The 19,536-nt window shown below is 68.3% G+C and carries 17 protein-coding genes; 7 read left to right on the forward strand and 10 right to left on the reverse strand.

The features are described 5' to 3' along the window. Window positions 1–5: 5 nt before the first annotated feature. Window positions 6–626, forward strand: a complete 621-nt coding sequence (locus tag QZ853_RS06015; RefSeq protein WP_295571362.1) for a thymidine kinase — start codon at window positions 6–8, stop codon at window positions 624–626. 259 nt (window positions 627–885) lie between these two features. Here the strand turns inward: QZ853_RS06015 and QZ853_RS06020 are convergent, their stop codons facing one another. From QZ853_RS06020 to QZ853_RS06035, 4 genes are all read right to left on the reverse strand, one after another. Next, window positions 886–2,490, reverse strand: a complete 1,605-nt coding sequence (locus QZ853_RS06020; RefSeq protein ID WP_295571363.1) for a glucan biosynthesis protein D — start codon at window positions 2,488–2,490, stop codon at window positions 886–888. 105 nt (window positions 2,491–2,595) lie between these two features. Next, the gene (gene mutM, locus QZ853_RS06025; protein WP_295571364.1) at window positions 2,596–3,408 is read right to left on the reverse strand and encodes a bifunctional DNA-formamidopyrimidine glycosylase/DNA-(apurinic or apyrimidinic site) lyase; all 813 of its coding nucleotides are present in this window, start codon (window positions 3,406–3,408) and stop codon (window positions 2,596–2,598) included. Between the two features lie 104 nt (window positions 3,409–3,512). Further along, the gene (locus QZ853_RS06030) at window positions 3,513–3,845 is read right to left on the reverse strand and encodes an EF-hand domain-containing protein (protein WP_295571365.1); all 333 of its coding nucleotides are present in this window, start codon (window positions 3,843–3,845) and stop codon (window positions 3,513–3,515) included. Further along, complete coding sequence (locus tag QZ853_RS06035; protein ID WP_295571366.1) at window positions 3,842–5,044, reverse strand: fatty acid desaturase; 1,203 nt, start codon at window positions 5,042–5,044, stop codon at window positions 3,842–3,844. Before QZ853_RS06035 ends, QZ853_RS06030 begins: the two co-directional genes overlap by 4 nt. On the opposite strand from QZ853_RS06035, the gene QZ853_RS06040 reads away from it, so the two are divergent. Beyond that, window positions 5,043–6,017, forward strand: coding sequence for an ATP-binding cassette domain-containing protein (locus tag QZ853_RS06040; protein ID WP_345777888.1), 975 nt, complete (start codon window positions 5,043–5,045; stop codon window positions 6,015–6,017). The genes QZ853_RS06035 and QZ853_RS06040 overlap by 2 nt on opposite strands. Window positions 6,018–6,158: 141 nt before the next feature. Here the strand turns inward: QZ853_RS06040 and QZ853_RS06045 are convergent, their stop codons facing one another. Both QZ853_RS06045 and QZ853_RS06050 read right to left on the reverse strand, forming a co-directional pair. After that, window positions 6,159–7,361, reverse strand: a complete 1,203-nt coding sequence (locus QZ853_RS06045) for a DUF4785 domain-containing protein (protein WP_295571368.1) — start codon at window positions 7,359–7,361, stop codon at window positions 6,159–6,161. 11 nt (window positions 7,362–7,372) lie between these two features. Next, complete coding sequence (locus tag QZ853_RS06050) at window positions 7,373–8,251, reverse strand: hypothetical protein (protein ID WP_295571369.1); 879 nt, start codon at window positions 8,249–8,251, stop codon at window positions 7,373–7,375. Window positions 8,252–8,512: 261 nt separating this feature from the next. Between QZ853_RS06050 and QZ853_RS06055 the strand changes: the two genes are divergently transcribed. Further along, window positions 8,513–9,352, forward strand: a complete 840-nt coding sequence (locus tag QZ853_RS06055) for a phosphatase PAP2 family protein (RefSeq protein ID WP_295571370.1) — start codon at window positions 8,513–8,515, stop codon at window positions 9,350–9,352. Window positions 9,353–9,462: 110 nt separating this feature from the next. On the opposite strand, the gene QZ853_RS06060 is transcribed toward QZ853_RS06055, so the two are convergent. Beyond that, on the reverse strand, window positions 9,463–11,733 hold the full coding sequence (locus QZ853_RS06060; protein WP_295571371.1) for a TonB-dependent receptor: 2,271 nt from the start codon (window positions 11,731–11,733) through the stop codon (window positions 9,463–9,465). A gap of 158 nt (window positions 11,734–11,891) precedes the next feature. Between QZ853_RS06060 and QZ853_RS06065 the strand changes: the two genes are divergently transcribed. Both QZ853_RS06065 and QZ853_RS06070 read left to right on the forward strand, forming a co-directional pair. Continuing rightward, the gene (locus QZ853_RS06065) at window positions 11,892–12,905 is read left to right on the forward strand and encodes a TIGR00266 family protein (protein ID WP_295571372.1); all 1,014 of its coding nucleotides are present in this window, start codon (window positions 11,892–11,894) and stop codon (window positions 12,903–12,905) included. Between the two features lie 134 nt (window positions 12,906–13,039). Next, window positions 13,040–14,032, forward strand: coding sequence for a patatin-like phospholipase family protein (locus QZ853_RS06070; RefSeq protein ID WP_295571373.1), 993 nt, complete (start codon window positions 13,040–13,042; stop codon window positions 14,030–14,032). Between the two features lie 35 nt (window positions 14,033–14,067). On the opposite strand, the gene QZ853_RS06075 is transcribed toward QZ853_RS06070, so the two are convergent. Beyond that, window positions 14,068–16,074: a hypothetical protein gene (locus QZ853_RS06075; RefSeq protein ID WP_295571374.1), complete on the reverse strand. Its 2,007-nt coding sequence runs from the start codon at window positions 16,072–16,074 to the stop codon at window positions 14,068–14,070. An 85-nt stretch (window positions 16,075–16,159) separates the two neighbouring features. After that, window positions 16,160–16,642, reverse strand: coding sequence for an Lrp/AsnC family transcriptional regulator (locus QZ853_RS06080; protein ID WP_295571375.1), 483 nt, complete (start codon window positions 16,640–16,642; stop codon window positions 16,160–16,162). Between the two features lie 126 nt (window positions 16,643–16,768). Between QZ853_RS06080 and phhA the strand changes: the two genes are divergently transcribed. Together phhA and QZ853_RS06090 are read left to right on the forward strand one after the other, a co-directional pair. Further along, window positions 16,769–17,662 carry a phenylalanine 4-monooxygenase gene (gene phhA, locus QZ853_RS06085; RefSeq protein ID WP_295571376.1) on the forward strand — a complete coding sequence of 298 codons (894 nt, stop codon included), beginning with the start codon at window positions 16,769–16,771 and terminating at the stop codon, window positions 17,660–17,662. A gap of 31 nt (window positions 17,663–17,693) precedes the next feature. After that, window positions 17,694–18,386 (forward strand): DUF4375 domain-containing protein, encoded by a 693-nt coding sequence (locus QZ853_RS06090; protein WP_295571377.1) that lies wholly within the window; start codon window positions 17,694–17,696, stop codon window positions 18,384–18,386. A 36-nt stretch (window positions 18,387–18,422) separates the two neighbouring features. Here the strand turns inward: QZ853_RS06090 and QZ853_RS06095 are convergent, their stop codons facing one another. Continuing rightward, window positions 18,423–19,523: a GDSL-type esterase/lipase family protein gene (locus tag QZ853_RS06095; protein WP_295571479.1), complete on the reverse strand. Its 1,101-nt coding sequence runs from the start codon at window positions 19,521–19,523 to the stop codon at window positions 18,423–18,425. Between the last annotated feature and the right edge of the window lie 13 nt (window positions 19,524–19,536).

The raw sequence follows: 19,536 nt of genomic DNA on the forward strand, positions 1-19,536 counted from the left end.
CGTCGATGGCCAAGCTCTACTTCTACTATTCGGCGATGAACGCCGGCAAGACCACCACGCTGCTGCAGAGCGCGCACAACTACCGCGAGCGTGGCATGCGGGTGGCGATCCTGACCCCGCGCCTGGATGACCGCGTCGGCGCCGGCGTGGTGGCCTCGCGCATCGGCCTGCGCGCCGAGGGCATGGCCTTCGACCAGGACACCGATCTGCAGCACTGGGTCGAGCAGGACCTGGCCGCGAACGGTCCGATGGGCTGTGTATTGGTGGATGAAGCGCAGTTCCTGACCCGCGCCCAGGTCTGGCAGCTCAGCGAGGTGGTCGACCAGCTGCGCATTCCGGTGCTGTGCTACGGCCTGCGCACCGATTTCCGCGGCGAGCTGTTCGAAGGCAGCCAGTACCTGCTGGCCTGGGCCGACGAGATGCAGGAGATCAAGACCATCTGCCACAGCGGCAAGAAGGCAACGATGACGGTGCGCGTGGACGAGCACGGTCACGCGGTGCAGGACGGCCCGCAGGTGGAGATCGGCGGCAACGACCGCTATGTATCGGTCAGCCGCGCCGAGTTCAAGAAGATCACCCGCGGCGAAGGACGGATCGACCCGGCGCAGGCGCCCCTGCCTCTGTAGGTGGTGGTTCTTTGGCAGGGCTTGCAGCCCTGCACCTGCTGCAAGCCAGAGCCGAAGCAACAGCAACAGCGGGCATTCCGTGGGATGGCGGGGCGGTGTGGGTCCGGTGGCGGGAGTGTCCGCGGCATGGATGCCGCGGCCAAGCACCCATGGACGGGTTTACGGCGTCTCCCGCCACCGGACCCACCCCGCCATCCCACGCAATGCAGGACGTTGCTTCGGCAGGTGCAGGGCTGCAAGCCCTGCAAACCAGCCCTCCTCAGTACAGCGTGCGCTCGGGCGCACCCGCCGGCGGCGGGGTGTACTGGTACAGCCAGGTCTCGGTGAGGGTCTTGCCGCCACTGCGCAGGAACAGGCGGATATCGATCTGCTCGGTGCTGCCTTCCGGCGGCACCAGATCGAACATCGCGCGGTAGCCGTTGATCTCGCGCAGCGGTCGCGCCGACACGATCTCGACCCGGCCACGGCTGGTTTCCACCACCGCCTCGACCTCGGCCTTGTCGATCAGCCTGGCCAGCTCGCCGCCTTCGAAGTCCACTGCGAAACGCCAGCTGAAATACTCGCGCTTCTTGCCGACCACGCCGCCCAGGCCAGTGCGGCTGGCCACGCAGTGCGCCAGCGGCGGCCGTGCCGGCGGCTCGGCGCCCCAGTAAAGGCGGTAACCGACCAGCAGCTCCTGGCCAGGCTGCGGTTTGTCCCTCGGGTTCCAGAACGCCACGATGTTGTCGAAGGTCTCGTCCACGGTGGGAATCTCCACCAGCTGCACCGAGCCTTCGCCCCACTCACCCTTGGGCTCCACCCACAGGCACGGGCGCTTCTCGTAGAACACGCCGTCGTCCTGGTAGTGATCGAAGTTGCGGTCACGCTGCAGCAGGCCGAAGCCGCGCGGGTTGCGGTCCACGAACATGTTGAAGCGCAGGTTGCGCGGGTTCAGCAGCGGCCGCCAGATCCACTCGCCGGCGCCGGTCCACAGCGACAGGCCATCGGTATCGTGGATCTCCGGGCGCCAGTCCCAGCCCATGCGGCGGTCGTTCTCGCCCACCTGGTACATGCTGGTGCACGGTGCGATGCCCAGGCGCTCGATCGGCTTGCGCGGGTACAGCGCGCTGTCGATGTCCATCAGCAGCACGTCGCCGTTGGTGATCGCGAAGCGGTAGGCGCCGGCCACGCTGGGCGAATCCAGCAGGCCATAGACTACGATCGTTTCCGAATCGGCCGACGGCTGCTCCAGGTAATAGGCGATGAAATCGGGGAATTCCTCCGGCTTGCCCATGCCGGTATCGATCGCCAGGCCACGCGCGGACTGGCCGTACTGGCCTTCCTTGCCGACCGCACGGAAGTAGCTGGCGCCAAGGAACGCGGCGAAGTCGCGGTCAGTGTCCTTGCGGGTGTTCAGGCGGAACCCGGCGAAGCCCAGATCGGCCGGCAGCTCGCCGTCCTTGATGCCGCTCTTGCCGTAATTGAACGCGGCGCCATCGTAGGCCAGCTCCTGTGCCTTGCCGTCGACCACGTCGAACATGCGCACCGGCGAATGGAAGTACAGGCCCAGGTGGAAGAACTTGGCTTGGAACTTGCCCGGCTGGTCCGCCCACAGGGCGTGGTCCTGGCGGTAGCCGATCGACTGGTACTGGTCCCAGTCCAGTCCTTCCAGGCGGCCCGGCAACACGCGCTTGTGGCTCTTGTAGGGCGCCTGTGCCAGCGCGCGCGCCTGGCCCTTCAGGGTGGCGAAGTCGAACGGCTGCGGCTGGCCGAGGCGGCGCAGACCCAGCTGGCCGCTCTTGCTGGCCGCGCACGCGGGCAGGGACGGCAGGCCGAATGCAGCCAGGGCGAGGGAGGCATTGCGGATGAAGTCGCGTCGTTGCATGCAGGCGCGTCAGGCACGGAAGGAAGGTCGGCCATCATAGGCAGAGAAACGTTAACGGGCAGCGGAGACGCGCCCTGCCCGTTCAGCTGCCGCTGCCCGCCCGGCTCAGCGCTGGCAGTGGCTGCACCAGACGCTGGCGCGCTGGCCGATGGTGGCGTGCTTCAGCGCGCGGCCGCAGTTCGGGCACGGCAGGCCATCGCGGCCGTACACCAGCAGTTCCTGCTCAAAGTAGCCCGGCGCGCCGTCGGGACTGATGAAGTCGCGCAGGGTGGTACCGCCGCGGGTGATGGCGTAGCCGAGGATCTCCTTCACCGCGTCGGCCAGCCGCTGGTAGCGCTCGCGCGAGATCTTCCCGGCCTCGCGCAGTGGGCTGATGCCGGCCTTGAACAGGCTTTCGGCGGCATAGATGTTGCCCACGCCCACCACCACCGCCTGGTCCATCAGGAAGGTCTTCACCGGCGCACTACGGCCACGGCTGCGGGCGAACAGGTAGTCGCCGTCGAACGCGTCGTCCAACGGTTCCGGGCCCAGCCCCTGCAGCAGCGGGTGGACTTCGCCGGTCGGCTGCCAGAGCAGGCTGCCGAAGCGGCGCGGGTCGTTGAAGCGCAGCAGGCGGCCATTGTCCAGGCTGATGTCGACGTGGTCGTGCGCGCGCAGCGGTGTATCACCGGGCAGCACGCGCAGGCTGCCGGACATGCCCAAGTGCAGCACTGCGCTGCCAATGGCGGTGTCCAGCAACAAGTACTTGGCGCGACGACGGATGTCCTCGATGCGCTGCCCCGGCAGCAGCTCGGCCACTTCCGGCGGAATCGGCCAGCGCAGGTCGGCGCGGCGCAGGATCACGCCATGGATGCGGCGGCCTTCCAGATGCGGCGCCAGGCCGCGGCGGGTGGTTTCGACTTCGGGCAGTTCAGGCATGCGGTGATTCTACGCCGGGCCATGCGAAGCCGCCGGGCACGGCCCGGCGCTACCGGGACTGATGCACCTGGTAGCGCCGGGCCGTGCCCGGCGACGGTGCAGCGTCAGCGCGGCGGCGCGGCCAGCTCGCGCGCATCGAGGAAGCCATCGCCGTTGGCGTCCTGCCTGTGGAAGCGTTGCTTGATCACCTGGCGCTGCTGTTCACGGGTGATCGACCTGCCCTTGCCACCGGGCAGCTCCTCGGCGCTCAGCACGCCATCGCCGTTGCGGTCCATGCGGTCGAAGGCATACAGCATCCACTGCACGTACTCGGCCTCGCTGACCTTGCCGTCGCCATCGCTGTCCATCCGCTGCAGGTAGCTGGCGGTGTCGGTGACCTGGGCCGGCGCCACGCCCGGCAGCAGCGCCGCCAGCAGAACCCCGTACCCCGCCCTCACGCGCCCACCAGGCTGTAGCCCTTCAGCCGTGCGGCGTAGGCCTGCAACGCCGCGATACCGCTTTCCTCGGCCTCGCGGCACCAGGCCTGCAGCTGGTGCAGGCGCTCGGCGGCATCGTGACCCCGCGCTTCCAGCAACGCCGCCAGCCGCGCGCGGTACTCGACCAGGGTGCGGATGCGCGGGCGCTGTGCCACCCATGCGCTGAGCTGGGCACGGCTGTCCGGCTTCAGCCAGCGGCCATCGTTGACCAGGCCACGGCGCAGCCTGCGCGGCAGCAGGCGGCGCAACTTGGCGCCAGCCTGCGCGGCTTCCTCGCGCAGGGCCGGCATGAACACATTGCGCTGGTAGTCGGTCATCGCCTGGAAGCGGTGCGACAGCAGCGCCTTCAGGGTTTCAGCATCGGGCACGGCGATGTTCGGGCGTACGTCCATGGCCGGTGCGACGCGAAGCACCTTGGCCAGGCGCAGCGCCTGCAGCAGGCGGATCGCGCTCCAGCCGATATCGAACTCCCAGCGCCGCATCGCGAAGCGCGCTGAGCTCGGGAAGGCATGGTGGTTGTTGTGCAGTTCCTCGCCACCGATCCAGAAGCCCCACGGCGTCAGGTTGGTGGAGGTATCGGCCGATTCGTAGTTGCGGTAGCCCCACCAATGGCCGAGGCCGTTGACCACGCCGGCCGCCCAGAACGGAATCCACGCCATCTGGATCGCCCACAGGGCCACGCCGGGCAGGCCGAACAGCACGCTGTTGATTGCCAGCAGCAGCACCGGGCCCAGCGTGGCGTGCGGGGTGTACAGGTGGCGCTCGATCGCGTCGTCCGGCGTGCCGCGCCCGTACTGTTCGATGTCCGCGCGCATGCCACGCGCTTCCCGATACAGCTCCACGCCGTGCCAGAACACCGTGCCGATGCCGCGGGTGACCGGGCTGTGCGGGTCGTCCTCGGTCTCCACCTTGGCATGGTGCTTGCGATGGATGGCGACCCACTCGCGGGTGATCATCGAGGTGGTCAGCCACAGCCAGAAGCGGAACACATGGGCCACCACCGGGTGGAAATCGACGCCGCGATGGGCCTGGCTGCGGTGCAGGTACAGGGTCACCGAGAAGATGGTGATCTGGGTGAAGACCAGCAGCACGGCCAGCATGGCCCACCACCCCAGGCCGAGCACACCGCTGGTCAACAGGGACATCAGCGCATCAGGCATGTCGTCTCTCCGGATCGACGCGTGGATGGCAGACATGATGGGCGCTTGCGTTGCAAACTGCATCCCTGCGGCGGCGATTTTGTCCGCCTTCCGTGGCACCGTTCACAGTTGGGGACCTGAGTTGTCGAGCCTTGATCCACGCGCCAGCGCCGTCGCCGCCGCCCCGTCACCCGCGGAGCTGCCTCCCTTGATCGAACTGGACCGCGCCACCGTGGTGCGCGGCCAGGTGAAGGTGCTGCACGGGCTCAGCCTGCGCATTGCGCAGGGCCAGCACACTGCCTTGCTCGGCCCCAACGGCTGCGGCAAGTCGACCTTCATCAAGCTGATCACCCGCGAGCTGTACCCGCTGGCCCAGGGCGACGGCGCGGTGGCGGTGAAGGTGCTGGGCCAGAACCGCTGGCAGGTGGACCGGCTGCGCTCGCAGCTGGGCATCGTCACCGGTGACCTCAGCAGCAACCTGGCCGACATGCCCGGGCTGACCGTGGAGCAGGCGGTGCTGTCCGGCTTCTTCGCCAGCTACGTGGTGCCGGCCTTCCGCGAAGTGACCGCCGACATGCGCGCGCGCGTTGGCGAAACGCTGGCGATGACCGGCGCCGTGTCCCTGCGCGAACGCGCCTACGCCGAACTGTCGGCCGGCGAGACCCGCCGCGTGCTGATCGCCCGCGCGCTGGTCAACCGGCCACAGGCCCTGTTGCTGGACGAGCCCTCGACCGGGCTGGACCTGGTTGCCCGCGAGCAGCTGGTGGCAACCATGCGCGTGCTGGCCCAGCAGGGCATCACCCTGGTACTGGTGACCCACCACATCGAAGAGATCATTCCCGAGATCGAGCGGGTGGTGCTGCTGCGCGACGGTCGCGTACTGGCCGATGGTACCCGTGCCGAGCTGCTGCGCAGCGAACCGCTGTCGGCGGTGTTCGGCGGCGCCATCACCGTATGCGAGCAGGAAGGCCGGCTGACCGCCTACGCGGGGTAGACAGAAGCATCACCTTCGGTACCCGCCTGTAGCGTCGAGCCATGCTCGACTGCCGTTCGCCGCGAGCAGAAGCAGCCGAGCATGGCTCGGCTCTACAGGGAGCGTTACAGCGGGCCGGAACCCGGCCCGCTGCACGCAACCTCAGAACCGCAGTGCCAGCGCACGCGATTCAATCGGCGCCATCCGGCTCTGGTCCTGCAGCTGCAGGTCGCGCAGCTCATACGGTGCGCCGAAACCGGCCGGCAACGCGGCCTGGTCGAACGGCAGCACCAGCTGGCCCGCGCCCGGGCCATCGAACCAGGCCGCCGCATGTGCCTGCGCCACCGGCTTCAGCTGGCCATCGCGGCCCGTGGCATACAGCGTGCCGCGTGCCTCGTAACGGCCGGCCGCAGCCACCTGCAGCGGCAGTGCCACCTGGCGGCTGGCCGGGTCCGGCGCCGCCTGGCCGCTGAAGCGCGCGGTCGGCCGCGCCACCGCGAAGGCCACTTTGCCATCGCGCAGCACGCCGTCGGCCTGGGCGAACACCTGCAGTTCCCACAGGCCCTGCACGGTGCCGGCATCAGCCGGGATCCGTACCTGCGCACGCAGGGCGCCATCGGTGGTGCGCAGCAGGCGCTGCGGCCAGCTGCGGCCGTCCGGCGCAACCAGCAACGCTTCACCGCCCAGGCTGCTGCGGCGTGAGGCCAGCGTTGCGGGAGTAGCGCCGTCTTCCAGCAGGCGTGCCTGAAGCTGCACGTTGCCACCGGCCAGCACCTGCGCTTGGCTGGCCTGCACCTCCAGCCGCAGCGGGCTGTTCGGCTCCAGCACCTGCACCACGTAGCGGCCCTGCGCCTGCGCGCTCTGCAGCGTGTAGGCACCTGCCGCACTGGTCGCGCCGGTGCGCAGCATGCTGCTGCCATCGCTCACCGGCATGCCCGCCTGCTGCAGCGCACGTGCGTCTACACTGCGCGCCACGCTGCTGCGGCCAGCCGGATCGCGCACCTGCAACGTGTTGGCCGGCACTGCACGCGCGCCTTCGGCCGGGCTCAGCTGGATCACCGCATCGGCAGCGGTCAGTGGCAGGTCCACGCCGCGCTGCAGCTGCGTGCCATCGACCTGCTGCCAGTAGCTGCGGCTGACCGAGGCATACGGCGTGGCCGCCTGCAGCGGCTGTGCCGGGTCCAGGGCCCAGGCAAAGGACAGCGGCGCGTGTTCGCTTTCATCGGCCGGCAGCGGCGCGGCCACCAGCGCGGCCGGCACCTGATCGCCTGCGCGGGCGGCATTCAACGGCTGCGAGGCCTGCGCTGTGGAGAGGGACAGCACCGCCAGCACGGTGCTGGCCAGCAAGGTGGATTGGATCGTCATGGTCATCTCCCTCACTGGGTCAGGTCGTTGCGCAGGATCGTGCCGAGGCCGAAGCACTCGCGGCGACTCTGGTTGTGGCTGAGCGGCTCCGCACCCTGGGTACGCTGCGTGTCGGTGAACCAGGTGGTGCCGGCGGCCTTCTGGCTGCTGCACTCCAGGAAGCCGTCGGAGCAGGACGACAACCAGTTCTGCGTGAACTCCAGGCCGACATTGGCGGCATAGCCACCGCAGTAGCTGTTGCTGTCCCACACCGCCGATTCCACGTCACTGCCGACCACCGCGCGGAACGGTCTGGGCAGCGCCGGGCGGCCTGCGGTGCCATACAGGTTCTGCGCGTTGTAGGTGGCCATGCTCGCCACCTGCTGCTGGCGAACGGCGTCGTTCTTGTAGCCCAGCAGCCAGCCCAGCGAGGTTTCAAAGGTATTGCCGTTGAGCACCGCATCGGCCAGCGGCGTACCGGCCGAGGACGGTGCCAGCGCGGTCACCTTGCGCACGGTGCGGATGATCTTCGGGTAGCGGCTGTCGTAGGTCGGGTTGGACAGGATCCAGCGCACCACGTTGCCGCCGTTGGAATGGGTGATCACCACCAGCTGGGTGATGCCACGGCTGTCGATGAAGCGGGTCAGCTGGTTGGCCAGGCAGCCGGCAGCCTCCGGCTTCCACATGTACTGGGTGAAGTCGCAGTTGATGACCACGTAGTTGCTGCTGTTGGGCAGGCCCTGGCGCACGGTGTCGATGATGGCCGGCTGCCAGTAGTCCTGGGTGGCATTGGTCTGCGCGCCGGTGCCATGCACGAAGGCCACGCCGACCACGTCGGCGGCCTGCGCCGGTGCTGCGGCCAGCCCCAGGAGCAGGGCCAGGGCGGTACTTCCTGTTGCGGTGCTGCGCATCGCTTCTCTCCCTCTGTCAGCGGATCCCCCCGACCCGGCTGGAACTGGACGGCCCTGGCGCTTGCCGTTGTGCCGATGCTCGCGGCGCAGGCGCGTGAAAGTCCGTGCGCTGCGCCCGGATTCAGGAGACTGACGCCGCTCGATGACGTTTTTCATATCGCGCCAATGACCATGCCGGGTCTGGCCGTATGACCGATGGCCACTGCGGTGTCGTACACGGACTGCGATCATGGCGCGATGTTTTTTCTCCGGAGCCTGTCCATGTCGCTGATTTCCCACCCTGCCCGCCCGCTGCTCGGCCTTGCCGTCATCGCGGCGCTGGCCGGTTGTGCCGCCACCGCCGCCAAGCCGACCGCCGTCGAAGCCAACATCACCACCAAGGCGGTGGGCTATCTGGACAAGAGCGCGGTACCGGCCAGCCTCGACCTGGTGCCGGCGCCGCCAGTGGCCGGTTCGGCCGCGCTCGCGCTGGACGAACAGGTCAGCCGTGAAGCCCGCGCGCTGCGCGGCAGCCCGCGCTTCGCCCAGGCCGGCGTCGATGCCGAACTCGGCTTCCCGGAAGGCGCCAACCACTTCTCCTGCGCTGCCGACATCGACGTCGACGCGGTGAAGACCCCGGCGCTCTACCGCCTGCTGGAGCGCAGCCGGATCGACGCCAGCGCCGCCACCAAGGCCGCCAAGAACCACTACCAGCGCCCGCGCCCGTTCATGGTCAACGGTGAACCGACCTGTTCGCCCAAGGACGAGGACGGCCTGCGCAAGAACGGCTCCTACCCGTCCGGCCACACCTCGATCGGCTGGGCCTGGGCACTGATCCTGTCGGAGATCGCACCGGACCGCGCCGATGCGATCCAGGCCCGTGGCCGCAACTACGGCGAGAGCCGCCTGGTGTGCAACGTGCACTGGCAGAGCGACATCCTGGAAGGCCGCTTCATGGGCGCCGCCGCCGTGGCCCGCCTGCACGACAACCCGGCGTTCAACAAGGATCTGCTGGCCGCACGCAAGGAAATCGCCGCCGCGCGCAAGGCCGGCCTGCATTCCAGCCGCGACTGCGCCACTGAGAACGCGGTGCTGAAGGTGCGCCCGCAGAGCGCGCTGTAAGCGCTGGCCGGATCGAGTGCCGTCCAGCCGGCCGGCACTACCGGTGGATGTGAAACAGAAGGGCCGGCATTACGCCGGCCCTTCTTCATTGCATCAACGCAGCAACCGCATCAGAACTTCGCGGTGAACTCCACGCCCCAGGTACGCGGCTCGTTGAGGAAGCCGGTCAGGTTGTTGAAGTCGATCGCACCCACCACGCGGGTCTGGTTGGTCAGGTTGCGGCCGAACACGGCCACGTCGTACTGGCCGTAATCCCAGTTGTAGCCCAGGCGCAGGCCGCCTTCCAGCGAACTACGGCCGCGGAATTCCGGCGACTCGTAGATGAAGAAGTTCACCGCACTGCGGTAGGCCCAGTCGGTGTAGGCGTACAGCTCACTGCCGTCGCTGAGCGGGAAGCCCACGCGCAGGGTCGCGTTGTGGATCCACTTCGGTGCCTGCGGCAACGGGTTGCCGTTGACCAGTGCGTAGGTCTGGCCGTTGATCACCGTGGTCGGGTCGGTGATGGTGCAGCCGCCGCCACAGATCGCCACCGCCAGGTTCTTGTCCTTGATCTCGGTGTCGTTGTAGCTGCTGCCGAAGGTCAACAGCACGTTGTCGGCCAGGTAGGCCTCCAGGTCCAGCTCCACGCCCTGGCCGATGGTCTTGTCGGCGTTGAGCAGGGTGGCGGTGTTGTTGCTGCCGCCCACGGCGATCAGCTGCTGGCCATCGACGTTGTAGCGGAACACGCTCAGGCCCAGGCGTGCGCGACGTTCGAACAGGTCGGCCTTGATGCCGGCTTCATACGAGATGACCTTCTCCGAATCGGCCTGCGACAGGCCCGGCGCGAAGGCCAGGCGGCCCTGGATGGACGGCGCGCGGAAACCCTTGGCAACACGGGCGTAGGCGTTGATGTCGTCGCTCAGCTTGTACACGCCGCTGACATCCCAGCTGACGTCGTTGACATCGGTGTTGGCCAGGTACGGGCCGCTGACCGGGGTACCGAACGGAACGGCCTGCAGCACGCTGGCGCTGAAGTCCTTCTTGTCCTGGGTGTAGCGCACGCCGGCGCGCAGCTTGAAGCGGTCGGTGACATCGAAGTCGCCCGAGGCGAACACCGCCCACGCCTTGTTGCGCTGGTTCTGCACCACGTGGCCGGTCTGCGGGTTGCCCGGGGCCAGCGAGTCGTAGTTGAAGTTGTTGATGGTCACATCTTCATCGAAGTAGAAGACGCCGGCCTGCCAGTCGAAGCGGCCCCATTCGTTGGACTCGATGCGCACTTCCTGCGTCCACTGGCGGTGATGCGGCAGGCCATCGGCCGACTCCGACGAGAACGGAATCACGCCCGGGCCGTAGTTGCCGGCACCGAGGAAGGCCGCGCCGTAGCCACCGTCGATGTCACCACGATTGAGCGATTCGGCGGTCTCGTAGCCGGTGATCGAGTGCAACGTCACCGAGCCGAGGTTCCACTGCAGGCGCGCGCTGCCGCCCCAGGTGTCCAGGTCGGAGAAGTTGACGCCGTCGTTGGCCACCTTGTCGCGGTCGAAGTTCTCGACCAGCGAATTGCCACCCTTCTGGATGATGTTGGCTCGGAACAGGCGCGCGGTGCCGTTGAGCTTGCGCTTGTGCAGGTTGAACAGCGCTTCGAAGTCGTCGCCTTCGTACAGGAACTGCACGCGGCCTGCGGATTCGTCATAGCCTTCGAAGCCACTGTTGGGGGCACCGGCGCGGGTGTTGTCGACCCAGTCGTCGCGGCGCTGGTAGATGGCCGAGACACGTGCCGACCAGCGATCGGTCAGCGGGCCGCCGTAGGCACCCTGCACGTTCCAGCTGTTGTAGCTGCCGTAGCCCACGCGCACGTAGCCGTCGGCATCCTGCGACGGGCGCGCCGAATCGAACTTGACCACGCCGGCCGGGGTGTTGCGGCCGAACAGCGTACCCTGCGGGCCACGCAGCACTTCCACGTTGGCCAGGTCGAACAGCGGGAAGCCCTTCAGCAGCGGGCTTTCCTGCACCACGTCGTCATACACCAGCGACACCGGCTGCGAGGCATTGAGGTCGAAATCGGTGTTGCCCAGGCCACGGATGTAGAAGCGCGGGAAGGCACGGCCGTAGGACGACTCGATGTTGAGGCTCGGCACGCGCGCGGCCAGGAAGCGGATGTCATCGCCGGCCGAGCCGAGCACATCCAGCTTCTCGCCCTGGATCGCGCTCAGTGCGACCGGCACGTCCTTGGCGTTCTCGACGCGGCGCTGCGCGGTCACCTGCAGGGCATCGAGGGCAACCGGATCCTTGGCGGCGGGGGTGTCCTGGGCGGCTGCTACCAGCGGCAGCAGGGCGGAAAGAGCGGCAACGAGGGGGCGCGCGACCGGAAGGCGGCCACGGGAAGTGCGGGTCGGGGACATGGCGGTAGGCTGTGTTTGGAGGGGTGGTAAAACGGCGCTACCAGATAATTGTTGCAATACAGCACCTGCGCCGCAAACGCCCGCCGTTCATGGCCCCGTCGCCGACGCCCCCGGGCGCTCGCTAGACTCGAGGTTTCCACCGCGACGGACCCGCCGCCATGACCCAGTGGTACTTCCACGCCTCCGCCCAGGCCGAGCGCGTCGGCCCGCTTGATGACGAGGCCGCGCGCCGCTACGCGCAGGCCAATCCTCGCGCCCTGGCGTGGTGCCAGGGCATGAGCGGGTGGACGCCGATCGCCGAGGTGGCCGAGCTGCAGGCGCCGGCGCCGGGCATGCCCACTGCCCCGCCGCCGGTGCCGGCAGGCGCCAGCGGACGCGCCGACGACATCGAGTTCCGCATCGTCGGCCATGAAATGCAGTTCGTGGAGATCGAGCTCGACCCCGGCGAGAGCGCCATCGCCGAGGCCGGTGCGCTGATGTTCAAGGACGCCACGGTGCAGATGGACACCGTGTTCGGCGCCGCCAACGGCGACCAGGGCGGCTTCATGGGCAAGGTGATGGCCGCCGGCAAGCGCGTGCTGACCGGAGAGAGCCTGTTCGCCACCGTCTACACCCAGAGCGGGCACGGCAAGGGCAAGGTTGCCTTCGCCGCGCCCTACCCCGGCACCGTGCTGGCGATGAAGCTGGACCAGCATGGCGGCCGCCTGATCTGCCAGAAGGACAGCTTCCTGGCCGGTGCGCGCGGCGTGCAGATCGGCGTGCAGTTCCAGCGCAGGATCATGACCGGCCTGTTCGGCGGCGAGGGCTTCATCATGCAGAAACTGGAAGGCGACGGCTGGGTGTTCATCCACGCCGGTGGCTGCGTGGTCGAGCGCGAGCTGGCTGCGGGTGAGCGCTTGGACGTCGACACCGGCTGCGTGGTGGCCTATCACCCGACCGTGGACATGGATGTGCGCCGCGTGACCGGCGTCAAGAGCATGCTGTTCGGCGGCGAAGGCGTGTTCCTGGCCACGCTGACCGGACCCGGCAAGGTCTGGTTGCAGTCGCTGCCGTTCTCGCGCCTGGCCGGCCGCATGTGGATGGCGGCGCCGCAGGGCGGGGGCCAGAGCCGGGGCGAAGGCTCGGTGCTGGGCGGCCTGGGCCGGATACTGGACGGCGACAACCGGTTCTGACCGCAAGCCGGGAGTGCCGGCCAGCGGCCGGCACTGCTTTTATGAATAGGGAGCCAACCCCACCCTGCCCGGCCTGGCGTGGCTTCGGTATGCTGACGCCCTTTCCCGAGTCCGGCGCCGCGAGCGCACTGCCGATGAGCCTGTTCCGCCCCCGCACGCTGCTGTCCATCGCCCTGATCGGCCTGCTGGCCGGGTGCGGTGGCGACCCGGTCCGCCCCACGCCGCCGCCGGCACCGACCGTGGTGCCGCAGGCCAAGCCGGTGAAGATCGGTATCGCGCTCGGCGGTGGCGCGGCCAAGGGCTTTGCCCACATCGGCGTGATCAAGATGCTGGAGGCCAATGGCTTCGAGCCGGTGGTGGTGTCGGGCACCAGCGCCGGCAGCGTGGTCGGCGCGCTGTATGCCAGCGGCATGGATGCGTTCCAGATGCAGAGCAAGGCAGTGGCGCTGGATGAAGCCAGTATCCGCGATGTGCGCCTGTTCTCCGGTGGCCTGGTGCAGGGCCAGAAACTGCAGGACTACGTCAACGAGCAGGTCGCCAACCGCCCCGCCGAGCGCCTGAAGAAGCCGTTCGCCGCAGTCGCGACCCAGCTGGAAACCGGCGAGCGCGCGATCTTCGTGCGCGGCAACGTCGGCCAGGCCGTGCGCGCCTCCAGCAGCATTCCCGGCGTGTTCGAGCCGGTGAAGATCGGCGGCCGCAACTACATCGATGGTGGCGTGGTCAGCCCGGTGCCGGTGGATGCCGCGCGCCAGCTCGGCGCCGACTTCGTGATCGCCGTGGACATTTCCAGCAAGGCCAGCGGCAAGGCGCCGACCGGCATGCTCGGCATCGTCAACCAGTCGATCTCGATCATGGGACAGCGCTTGGGCGAACAGGAACTGGCGCGTGCCGACGTGGTGATCCGGCCGAAGGTGCTCGACATCGGTGCCGCCGATTTCAGCCAGCGTGGTACCGCGATCCTGGAAGGCGAGAAGGCCGCGATGGCAGCGATGCCGCAGATCCGCGCCAAGATCCAGCAGTTGCAGAAGGCGCGTGCTGCCGCAGCGGCGCCGGCACCGGTTGCTGTGCCGAAGTGCGAGGAAGCCTCGCGCCTGGGCAAGCTGATGGGCCGCAAGGACAAGTGCTGAGCATTTCACTGCGCCGCCGCTGAGCGCCCCACGGCTCAGCGCGCGGGGCGATGGCCGGCCGCGTGCTGGCGCTCCTGCCGCATCTGCTCCCTGGCCCGCTCGTGTTCGGCTGCGCTCTGTTGCAGCTGCGCCATCGCGTCGCCGGGCAGCCACAGCTGCCGGCTGGCACGGGTCATCGCCACATAGGCCGCGCGCACCGGGCTGTGCCGCGAACGCTTGCCGGCGACCGCCTTGAAGCAGCAGTCGGACATCGAGACGACGTCGAACTGCAGGTTCTTGGCATGTTCGGCCAGGCACAGCACGATCTGGCTGTCCTCAGCCGGCACCAGCGCCTGCAGCACCTGCATGATCCGCTGCCCGCCGTCGCTGCGGGTGAACAGGTCGGCCAGCCGCCCTTCGCCACGCGCCACGAACTGTTCGACCACCCGTTCCCAGGGCCGCAGGGAACCGCCTTGGCGCACCCGGTTCCAGGCCTCGATCGGCTCACGCAGTGCACTCTGCAGCGGCCGCAGCGTGGCCGGGTGGATATGCAGCCGTGCACCCCGTGCATGCAGGCGCACCGCATCGTCCATCAATCGTACGACGTCACCGTAGATGCGGATGCCGGCATCGGGCACCTGTGACCAGTCGGCGTACTGCAGCAGCCCGGTGGCGCGGTCGGTGGCGCCGGCGAAGGGTTCCGCATCGTGCCCCAGGTCATCCATCGCCAGTGTCTGGTTGACCAAGTCATCGACCTGCCGGCCCTGCCGCACCGACTGGTGCATCTCCACTCGCTTGGCCGCCTGCCAGCGATGCACGTTGCCGCTCAGGCGCTGGTGGGGATCGCCCAGGCTGACCACGCCCGGCGCATGCGCGGCCAGCAGCTGCCGCCAGGCGGGACTGAGATCATGTGCCTCGTCGATCAGCAACATGCCCAGTTCCAGCGGCGGCGCAACGCCCCGCAACCACAGCCACTTGCCGATATGCGCCGCGGTCAGGCTGAGGCAGCCTCCGCGCTGTACACCCGCATCGAACATGCAGCGCCACACATGTTCGGCCGCCGCGATGTAGGGCTCGGCGTTGATCATCGCCCAGTGCACCGTGCGCTTGAAGTGCCACGCTTGCAGAGTGGCCGCAGACGAGGCACACCACTGGGTGATCGCATCGAGCGCGGTGCGCAGCACCTGTTCCGGTGTTCTGCTGCCGATGGGCTGCAGGCCAATCCGGTCGGCGATGACGCGTGGCGGCAGCGTGCTGATCCGATAGGTGGCGACGAATCCCTGGGTCCTTCCAGTGCGCGCGGCATGCTGCGCGAGATGGTTGGCGAATTCGATCTGGGTCATCAGCCGCTGGGCGGTGCTGGCCGGCACGCGGGCACGGAACGCGTCCACCTGCCCTCGCGACGGCGCGATGTAGGTGTAACGGCCCGGCCGCGCGTCCATCAGCGCCAGCACCAGATGGCCCTTGCCGGTTCCAGCGTAGCCATCGAGGTCGATCAGTTCATCCGGATTGGCGGCGATGGCACGCAGCACACGCGCCTGTTCGGAGGTGTACAGGCCATGATGCTCAAGCGCACGCGCGTCGGTCGCCATCGCCTCGCCCGGATCCTGCGCGCCGTCTTCATCCTCGCTGCCGAAGGCGGGGGGAAAGCGGATCTCCTGTTCGACCAGGGTCTCCTGGCAGGCCAGCTGCAGTGCCAGCCCCGGGTAGGCCTGCGGCGAGTGCGTGATGAAGTCCTGCAGGATCTCCGCCGGTGCCAGCAGCACGCCGTGGGCGGCCAGCGCAGCCAGCCAGGCGTCCAGTTCCGGCTGTGCGCCACCGCCGGCACCCACCAGCTGCCTGCCGGCGTCCTCGCTGCTGGCAAACAGCACGCAGGCGTCATGCAGCAGGCGCTCGATCTCGGCCGGTGCATGCAGGCGCGTGCGGCACAGCTGCGCCGCCATCAACCCGGCCTGTTCCAGCGCGGTCTGCGGTGGGTTGCCATGGGCGATGTAGCGCGCCAGCGACTTGCGCTGCAGCGGCAGGAAGGTGGTGTTGAGCACCGGGTGCGGGAGTTGGGACATGCCTGGAGCCGGAAAGGAACGCTGCGGCGCGCGCAGGGCGGTGATGCTCGGCTACCCGCCCTGCCGCGTCAAATCGCGACGGCGCTCATTCCAGCTGCGACAGCGGCAACGCCTGGAAGCCCTTCACGGTGCGCAGCACGAAGCTGGAATTGGCGTCGGCCACGCCACCGGCGTTGAGCAGGCGGTCCAGCAGGAAGTGCGAGAAGTGCTCCAGGTCGCGCACGTAGACGTGCAGCAGGTAATCCATGTCGCCGGTCAGCGCATGGCAGGCCACCACCTCATCCCAGCCCTGCACGCTGTCCACGAAGTGGCCGATGGCGGCCTGGTCGTGCTTTTCCAGCTGCACCCGCACGAAGGCCTGCAGGCCCAGGCGCAGCTGGCGCGGCTCCAGCCGCGCGCCGTAGCCGATGATCACGCCTTCGCTTTCCAGCCGCTGCAGGCGGCGCAGGCAGGCCGAGGGCGACAGGTTTACCCGCGTCGCCAGCTCAGCGTTGGTGGCGCGTCCATCCCGCTGGATTTCGGCCAACAGACGTATATCCGTGCGATCGAACTGGACTTCTCCGGCCATTGTTGCCCCGCAACATGGTGAGTACGCAATGATATTGCGCCAACAGGCGCAATCGGCGCAACTTTTGCAACCCTGTTGCGCGCCGCCTGTCCTAGCATCGTGGGTAGGCCTATTACGGAGCTTCCCATGGATCTTGCCCAGCCCCGCCGCGTCGAACACCAGCAGACCGACAAGGGCTACGTGCCGGTGTACACCACCGCGCTCGTCGAGCAGCCGTGGGACACCTATAGCGCCGACGACCACGCCACCTGGAGCACGCTGTACCAGCGCCAGCGCGAGCTGCTGGTCGGGCGCGCCTGCCGGGAATTCCTGGATGCACAGGACGAGATGGGCATGAGCGCGCACATGATCCCGCGCTTCGACCAGCTCAACGAAGTGCTGGGTGCCGCCACCGGCTGGACCCTGGTGGGCGTGGAAGGCCTGCTGCCGGAACTGGATTTCTTCGACCACCTGGCCAACCGCCGCTTCCCGGTGACCTGGTGGATCCGCCGCCCGGACCAGATCGACTACATCGCCGAGCCGGACCTGTTCCACGATCTGTTCGGCCACGTGCCGCTGCTGATGAACCCGGTGTTCGCCGACTACATGGAGGCCTACGGCCGCGGCGGCGTCAAAGCCCACGCCATAGGCCCGGACGCGCTGCAGAACCTGACCCGCCTGTACTGGTACACCGTGGAGTTCGGCCTGATCAATACGCCCGATGGCCTGCGCATCTACGGTGCGGGCATCGTGTCGTCAAAGGGCGAATCGCTGTACTCGCTGGAGTCGGCCGCGCCGAACCGTATCGGCTTCGACCTGCAGCGGATCATGCGCACCCGGTACCGCATCGATACCTTCCAGAAGACCTACTTCGTCATCGACAGCTTCGAACAGCTGATGCAGGCGACCTCGCCGGACTTCACTCCGATCTATGCGGTGCTGGCCGACCAGGCGCACCTGCCGGCCGGCGATGTGCAGGCCGACGACCGCGTGTTCCAGGCGGGTACCGGCGAAGGCTGGGCCGACGGCGGCGACGTGTGATGCGCGCTGCCGCGTGGGTACCCTTCACGGCATGACCGATGTATTTGCCTCGCTGCGCGCTGCCGACGTCGCTTTCGACGACGACTTCATCCTGCTGACCCTGGCCGATGGCCGCCGCACCCGCCAGCCACTGCGCTGGACGCCGGCGCTGTTCGAAGCCGCGCCTGAGCAGCGCGCGCAATGGGTGGCCACCGCCAATGGCCTGGGCGTGAACTGGCCCGCCCTGCTGCCGCCGCGCGAGACAGGCGTGGTCGATATCCCCAACCAGGTGTGGGATGACCGCTACGAGGCCGCGCTGGCGCGTCTGAAGGCAGCCGCGTGGACGCTGGAGGCGCTGCCCGACGAAGACCAGCAGCTGGTGGCGCTGTGGCGCATGGAGGCCGACATCAACAACGGCGGCTTCATGCAGTTCCTGTGCAACTGGGGCGACCCGACCTGCCAGCTGGCGTTGCGCGCGCTGCAGGCGATGGGCGCGGTGCAGACCCACGCGATCCTGGCCGGCATGCGTGGTCTGCTGGACCGGCTGGAGGACGACCCGGCGGTCGAGCACCTGACCGACCTGTACGGCGCGATGAGCGAACAGGAGCAGGAGGCGCTGCACGCCTTCGACGAAGCCTATTTCGCGCGACCGGAAGACCTGGCCAGGTTGGGGCTGAAACACTTCGGCCCGGAGCCTGTCGAACAACGACCATGCACGTCGGTAGAGTCGAGCTTGCTCGACTGACGTAGAAAAGCAGTCGAGCAAGCTCGACTCTACGGTTCACCGCGGGTACACCAGCAGCACCACCAGATCCTCCTCACCCACCTGCTGCAGCGCATGCGTGCTGCCGGTGCGGGTCAGCAACGCGTGTCCGGCGCGCACGTCGTGCTGCTTGCCGTCCAGCACGTAACTGCCCTGCCCGCTCACGATGTAATAGATCTCGTCCTTGTGCTGCGGGTGCAGGCCGATGCCGGCGCCCTTGTGCAGCACGCGCTTGCGCAGCACAAACGGCAGGTCCGTCGCATCGGCGAAGAACGGATACGCGGTGGTCGGCCCGGCGCCGCCATGCGGGCCGGGCTGCATGCGGGCAACCGTGTCTTCATGCAGCACCTGCGAGGGCCGCTGCGCAATGGCACCCTGCCCTGCGCCCATCACATCGCAGTCGACGTCACGCACCAGCGCTGGTTTCAGCGCCGGCAGCAGCGGCACCGCTTCGCGCAGCACCAGGCAGGCCACCGCGTTGGCACCGGCCACACTGAAATGAGTACCGTCGACCTTGTTCTGCGCGGGCACGAACAGGAAGTACGGCCGCGCACCCTGCTCGCCCAGCGCACGTATCCAGCGCGTGCTGCGGTCGTTGAGCTCGATCAGCGCGACGTGTTCGCGCGCCGCCAGCTGCTGCATCGCCAGCGCGTAGCGCGCATGTGTATCCAGCAGTGAACCGAAGTCGTACAGCAGCCGCGCCACCGGCGTGACCAGCACCGGCGTGGCGCCCTTGTCACGCGCCACCTGCACATAGCGCAGCAGCAGGCGCGGATAGTCGGTGTCCGGATCGGTGTAGCGCGTGCGGTCTTCGAACTTCGCATCGTTGTGGCCGAACTGGATCAGCAGCACGTCGCCGCGGCGCAACTCGCTGGCGATCGCGTCAAGGCGCCCTTCGTCGATGAAGCTGCGCGTGCTGCGCCCACCCTTGGCGTGGTTGCGCACTTCGAAGCGTGCCGGGTCCAGGTAGCTCTGCAGCGCCTGGCCCCAGCCCGCCTGCGGCGCACGTGCGGGCCCGTACTCGGCGGCGGTGGAATCACCGGCGATGAATATGCGTACCGGGGCCGCCTGCACGGCGCTGCACATGAGCAGCAACAACAACAGCAACAGGGTGCGCATGGCTCGGCCCTTG

It is taken from the genome of uncultured Stenotrophomonas sp. (genome assembly GCF_913778665.1).
In the GTDB taxonomy this organism is placed as follows: domain Bacteria; phylum Pseudomonadota; class Gammaproteobacteria; order Xanthomonadales; family Xanthomonadaceae; genus Stenotrophomonas.

What these genes read in the sequence shown, in the direction of transcription:
- QZ853_RS06060 (WP_295571371.1), bottom strand. Translation starts at nt 11,733, where the DNA reads ATGTCCCCGACCCGCACTTCCCGTGGCCGCCTTCCGGTCGCGCGCCCC.
- QZ853_RS06020 (WP_295571363.1), bottom strand. Translation starts at nt 2,490, where the DNA reads ATGCAACGACGCGACTTCATCCGCAATGCCTCCCTCGCCCTGGCTGCA.
- QZ853_RS06015 (WP_295571362.1), top strand. Translation starts at nt 6, where the DNA reads ATGGCCAAGCTCTACTTCTACTATTCGGCGATGAACGCCGGCAAGACC.
- QZ853_RS06045 (WP_295571368.1), bottom strand. Translation starts at nt 7,361, where the DNA reads ATGACGATCCAATCCACCTTGCTGGCCAGCACCGTGCTGGCGGTGCTG.
- QZ853_RS06090 (WP_295571377.1), top strand. Translation starts at nt 17,694, where the DNA reads ATGACCGATGTATTTGCCTCGCTGCGCGCTGCCGACGTCGCTTTCGAC.
- phhA (WP_295571376.1), top strand. Translation starts at nt 16,769, where the DNA reads ATGGATCTTGCCCAGCCCCGCCGCGTCGAACACCAGCAGACCGACAAG.
- QZ853_RS06065 (WP_295571372.1), top strand. Translation starts at nt 11,892, where the DNA reads ATGACCCAGTGGTACTTCCACGCCTCCGCCCAGGCCGAGCGCGTCGGC.
- QZ853_RS06080 (WP_295571375.1), bottom strand. Translation starts at nt 16,642, where the DNA reads ATGGCCGGAGAAGTCCAGTTCGATCGCACGGATATACGTCTGTTGGCC.
- QZ853_RS06050 (WP_295571369.1), bottom strand. Translation starts at nt 8,251, where the DNA reads ATGCGCAGCACCGCAACAGGAAGTACCGCCCTGGCCCTGCTCCTGGGG.
- QZ853_RS06040 (WP_345777888.1), top strand. Translation starts at nt 5,043, where the DNA reads ATGTCGTCTCTCCGGATCGACGCGTGGATGGCAGACATGATGGGCGCT.
- QZ853_RS06075 (WP_295571374.1), bottom strand. Translation starts at nt 16,074, where the DNA reads ATGTCCCAACTCCCGCACCCGGTGCTCAACACCACCTTCCTGCCGCTG.
- mutM (WP_295571364.1), bottom strand. Translation starts at nt 3,408, where the DNA reads ATGCCTGAACTGCCCGAAGTCGAAACCACCCGCCGCGGCCTGGCGCCG.
- QZ853_RS06095 (WP_295571479.1), bottom strand. Translation starts at nt 19,523, where the DNA reads ATGCGCACCCTGTTGCTGTTGTTGTTGCTGCTCATGTGCAGCGCCGTG.
- QZ853_RS06035 (WP_295571366.1), bottom strand. Translation starts at nt 5,044, where the DNA reads ATGCCTGATGCGCTGATGTCCCTGTTGACCAGCGGTGTGCTCGGCCTG.
- QZ853_RS06055 (WP_295571370.1), top strand. Translation starts at nt 8,513, where the DNA reads ATGTCGCTGATTTCCCACCCTGCCCGCCCGCTGCTCGGCCTTGCCGTC.
- QZ853_RS06070 (WP_295571373.1), top strand. Translation starts at nt 13,040, where the DNA reads ATGAGCCTGTTCCGCCCCCGCACGCTGCTGTCCATCGCCCTGATCGGC.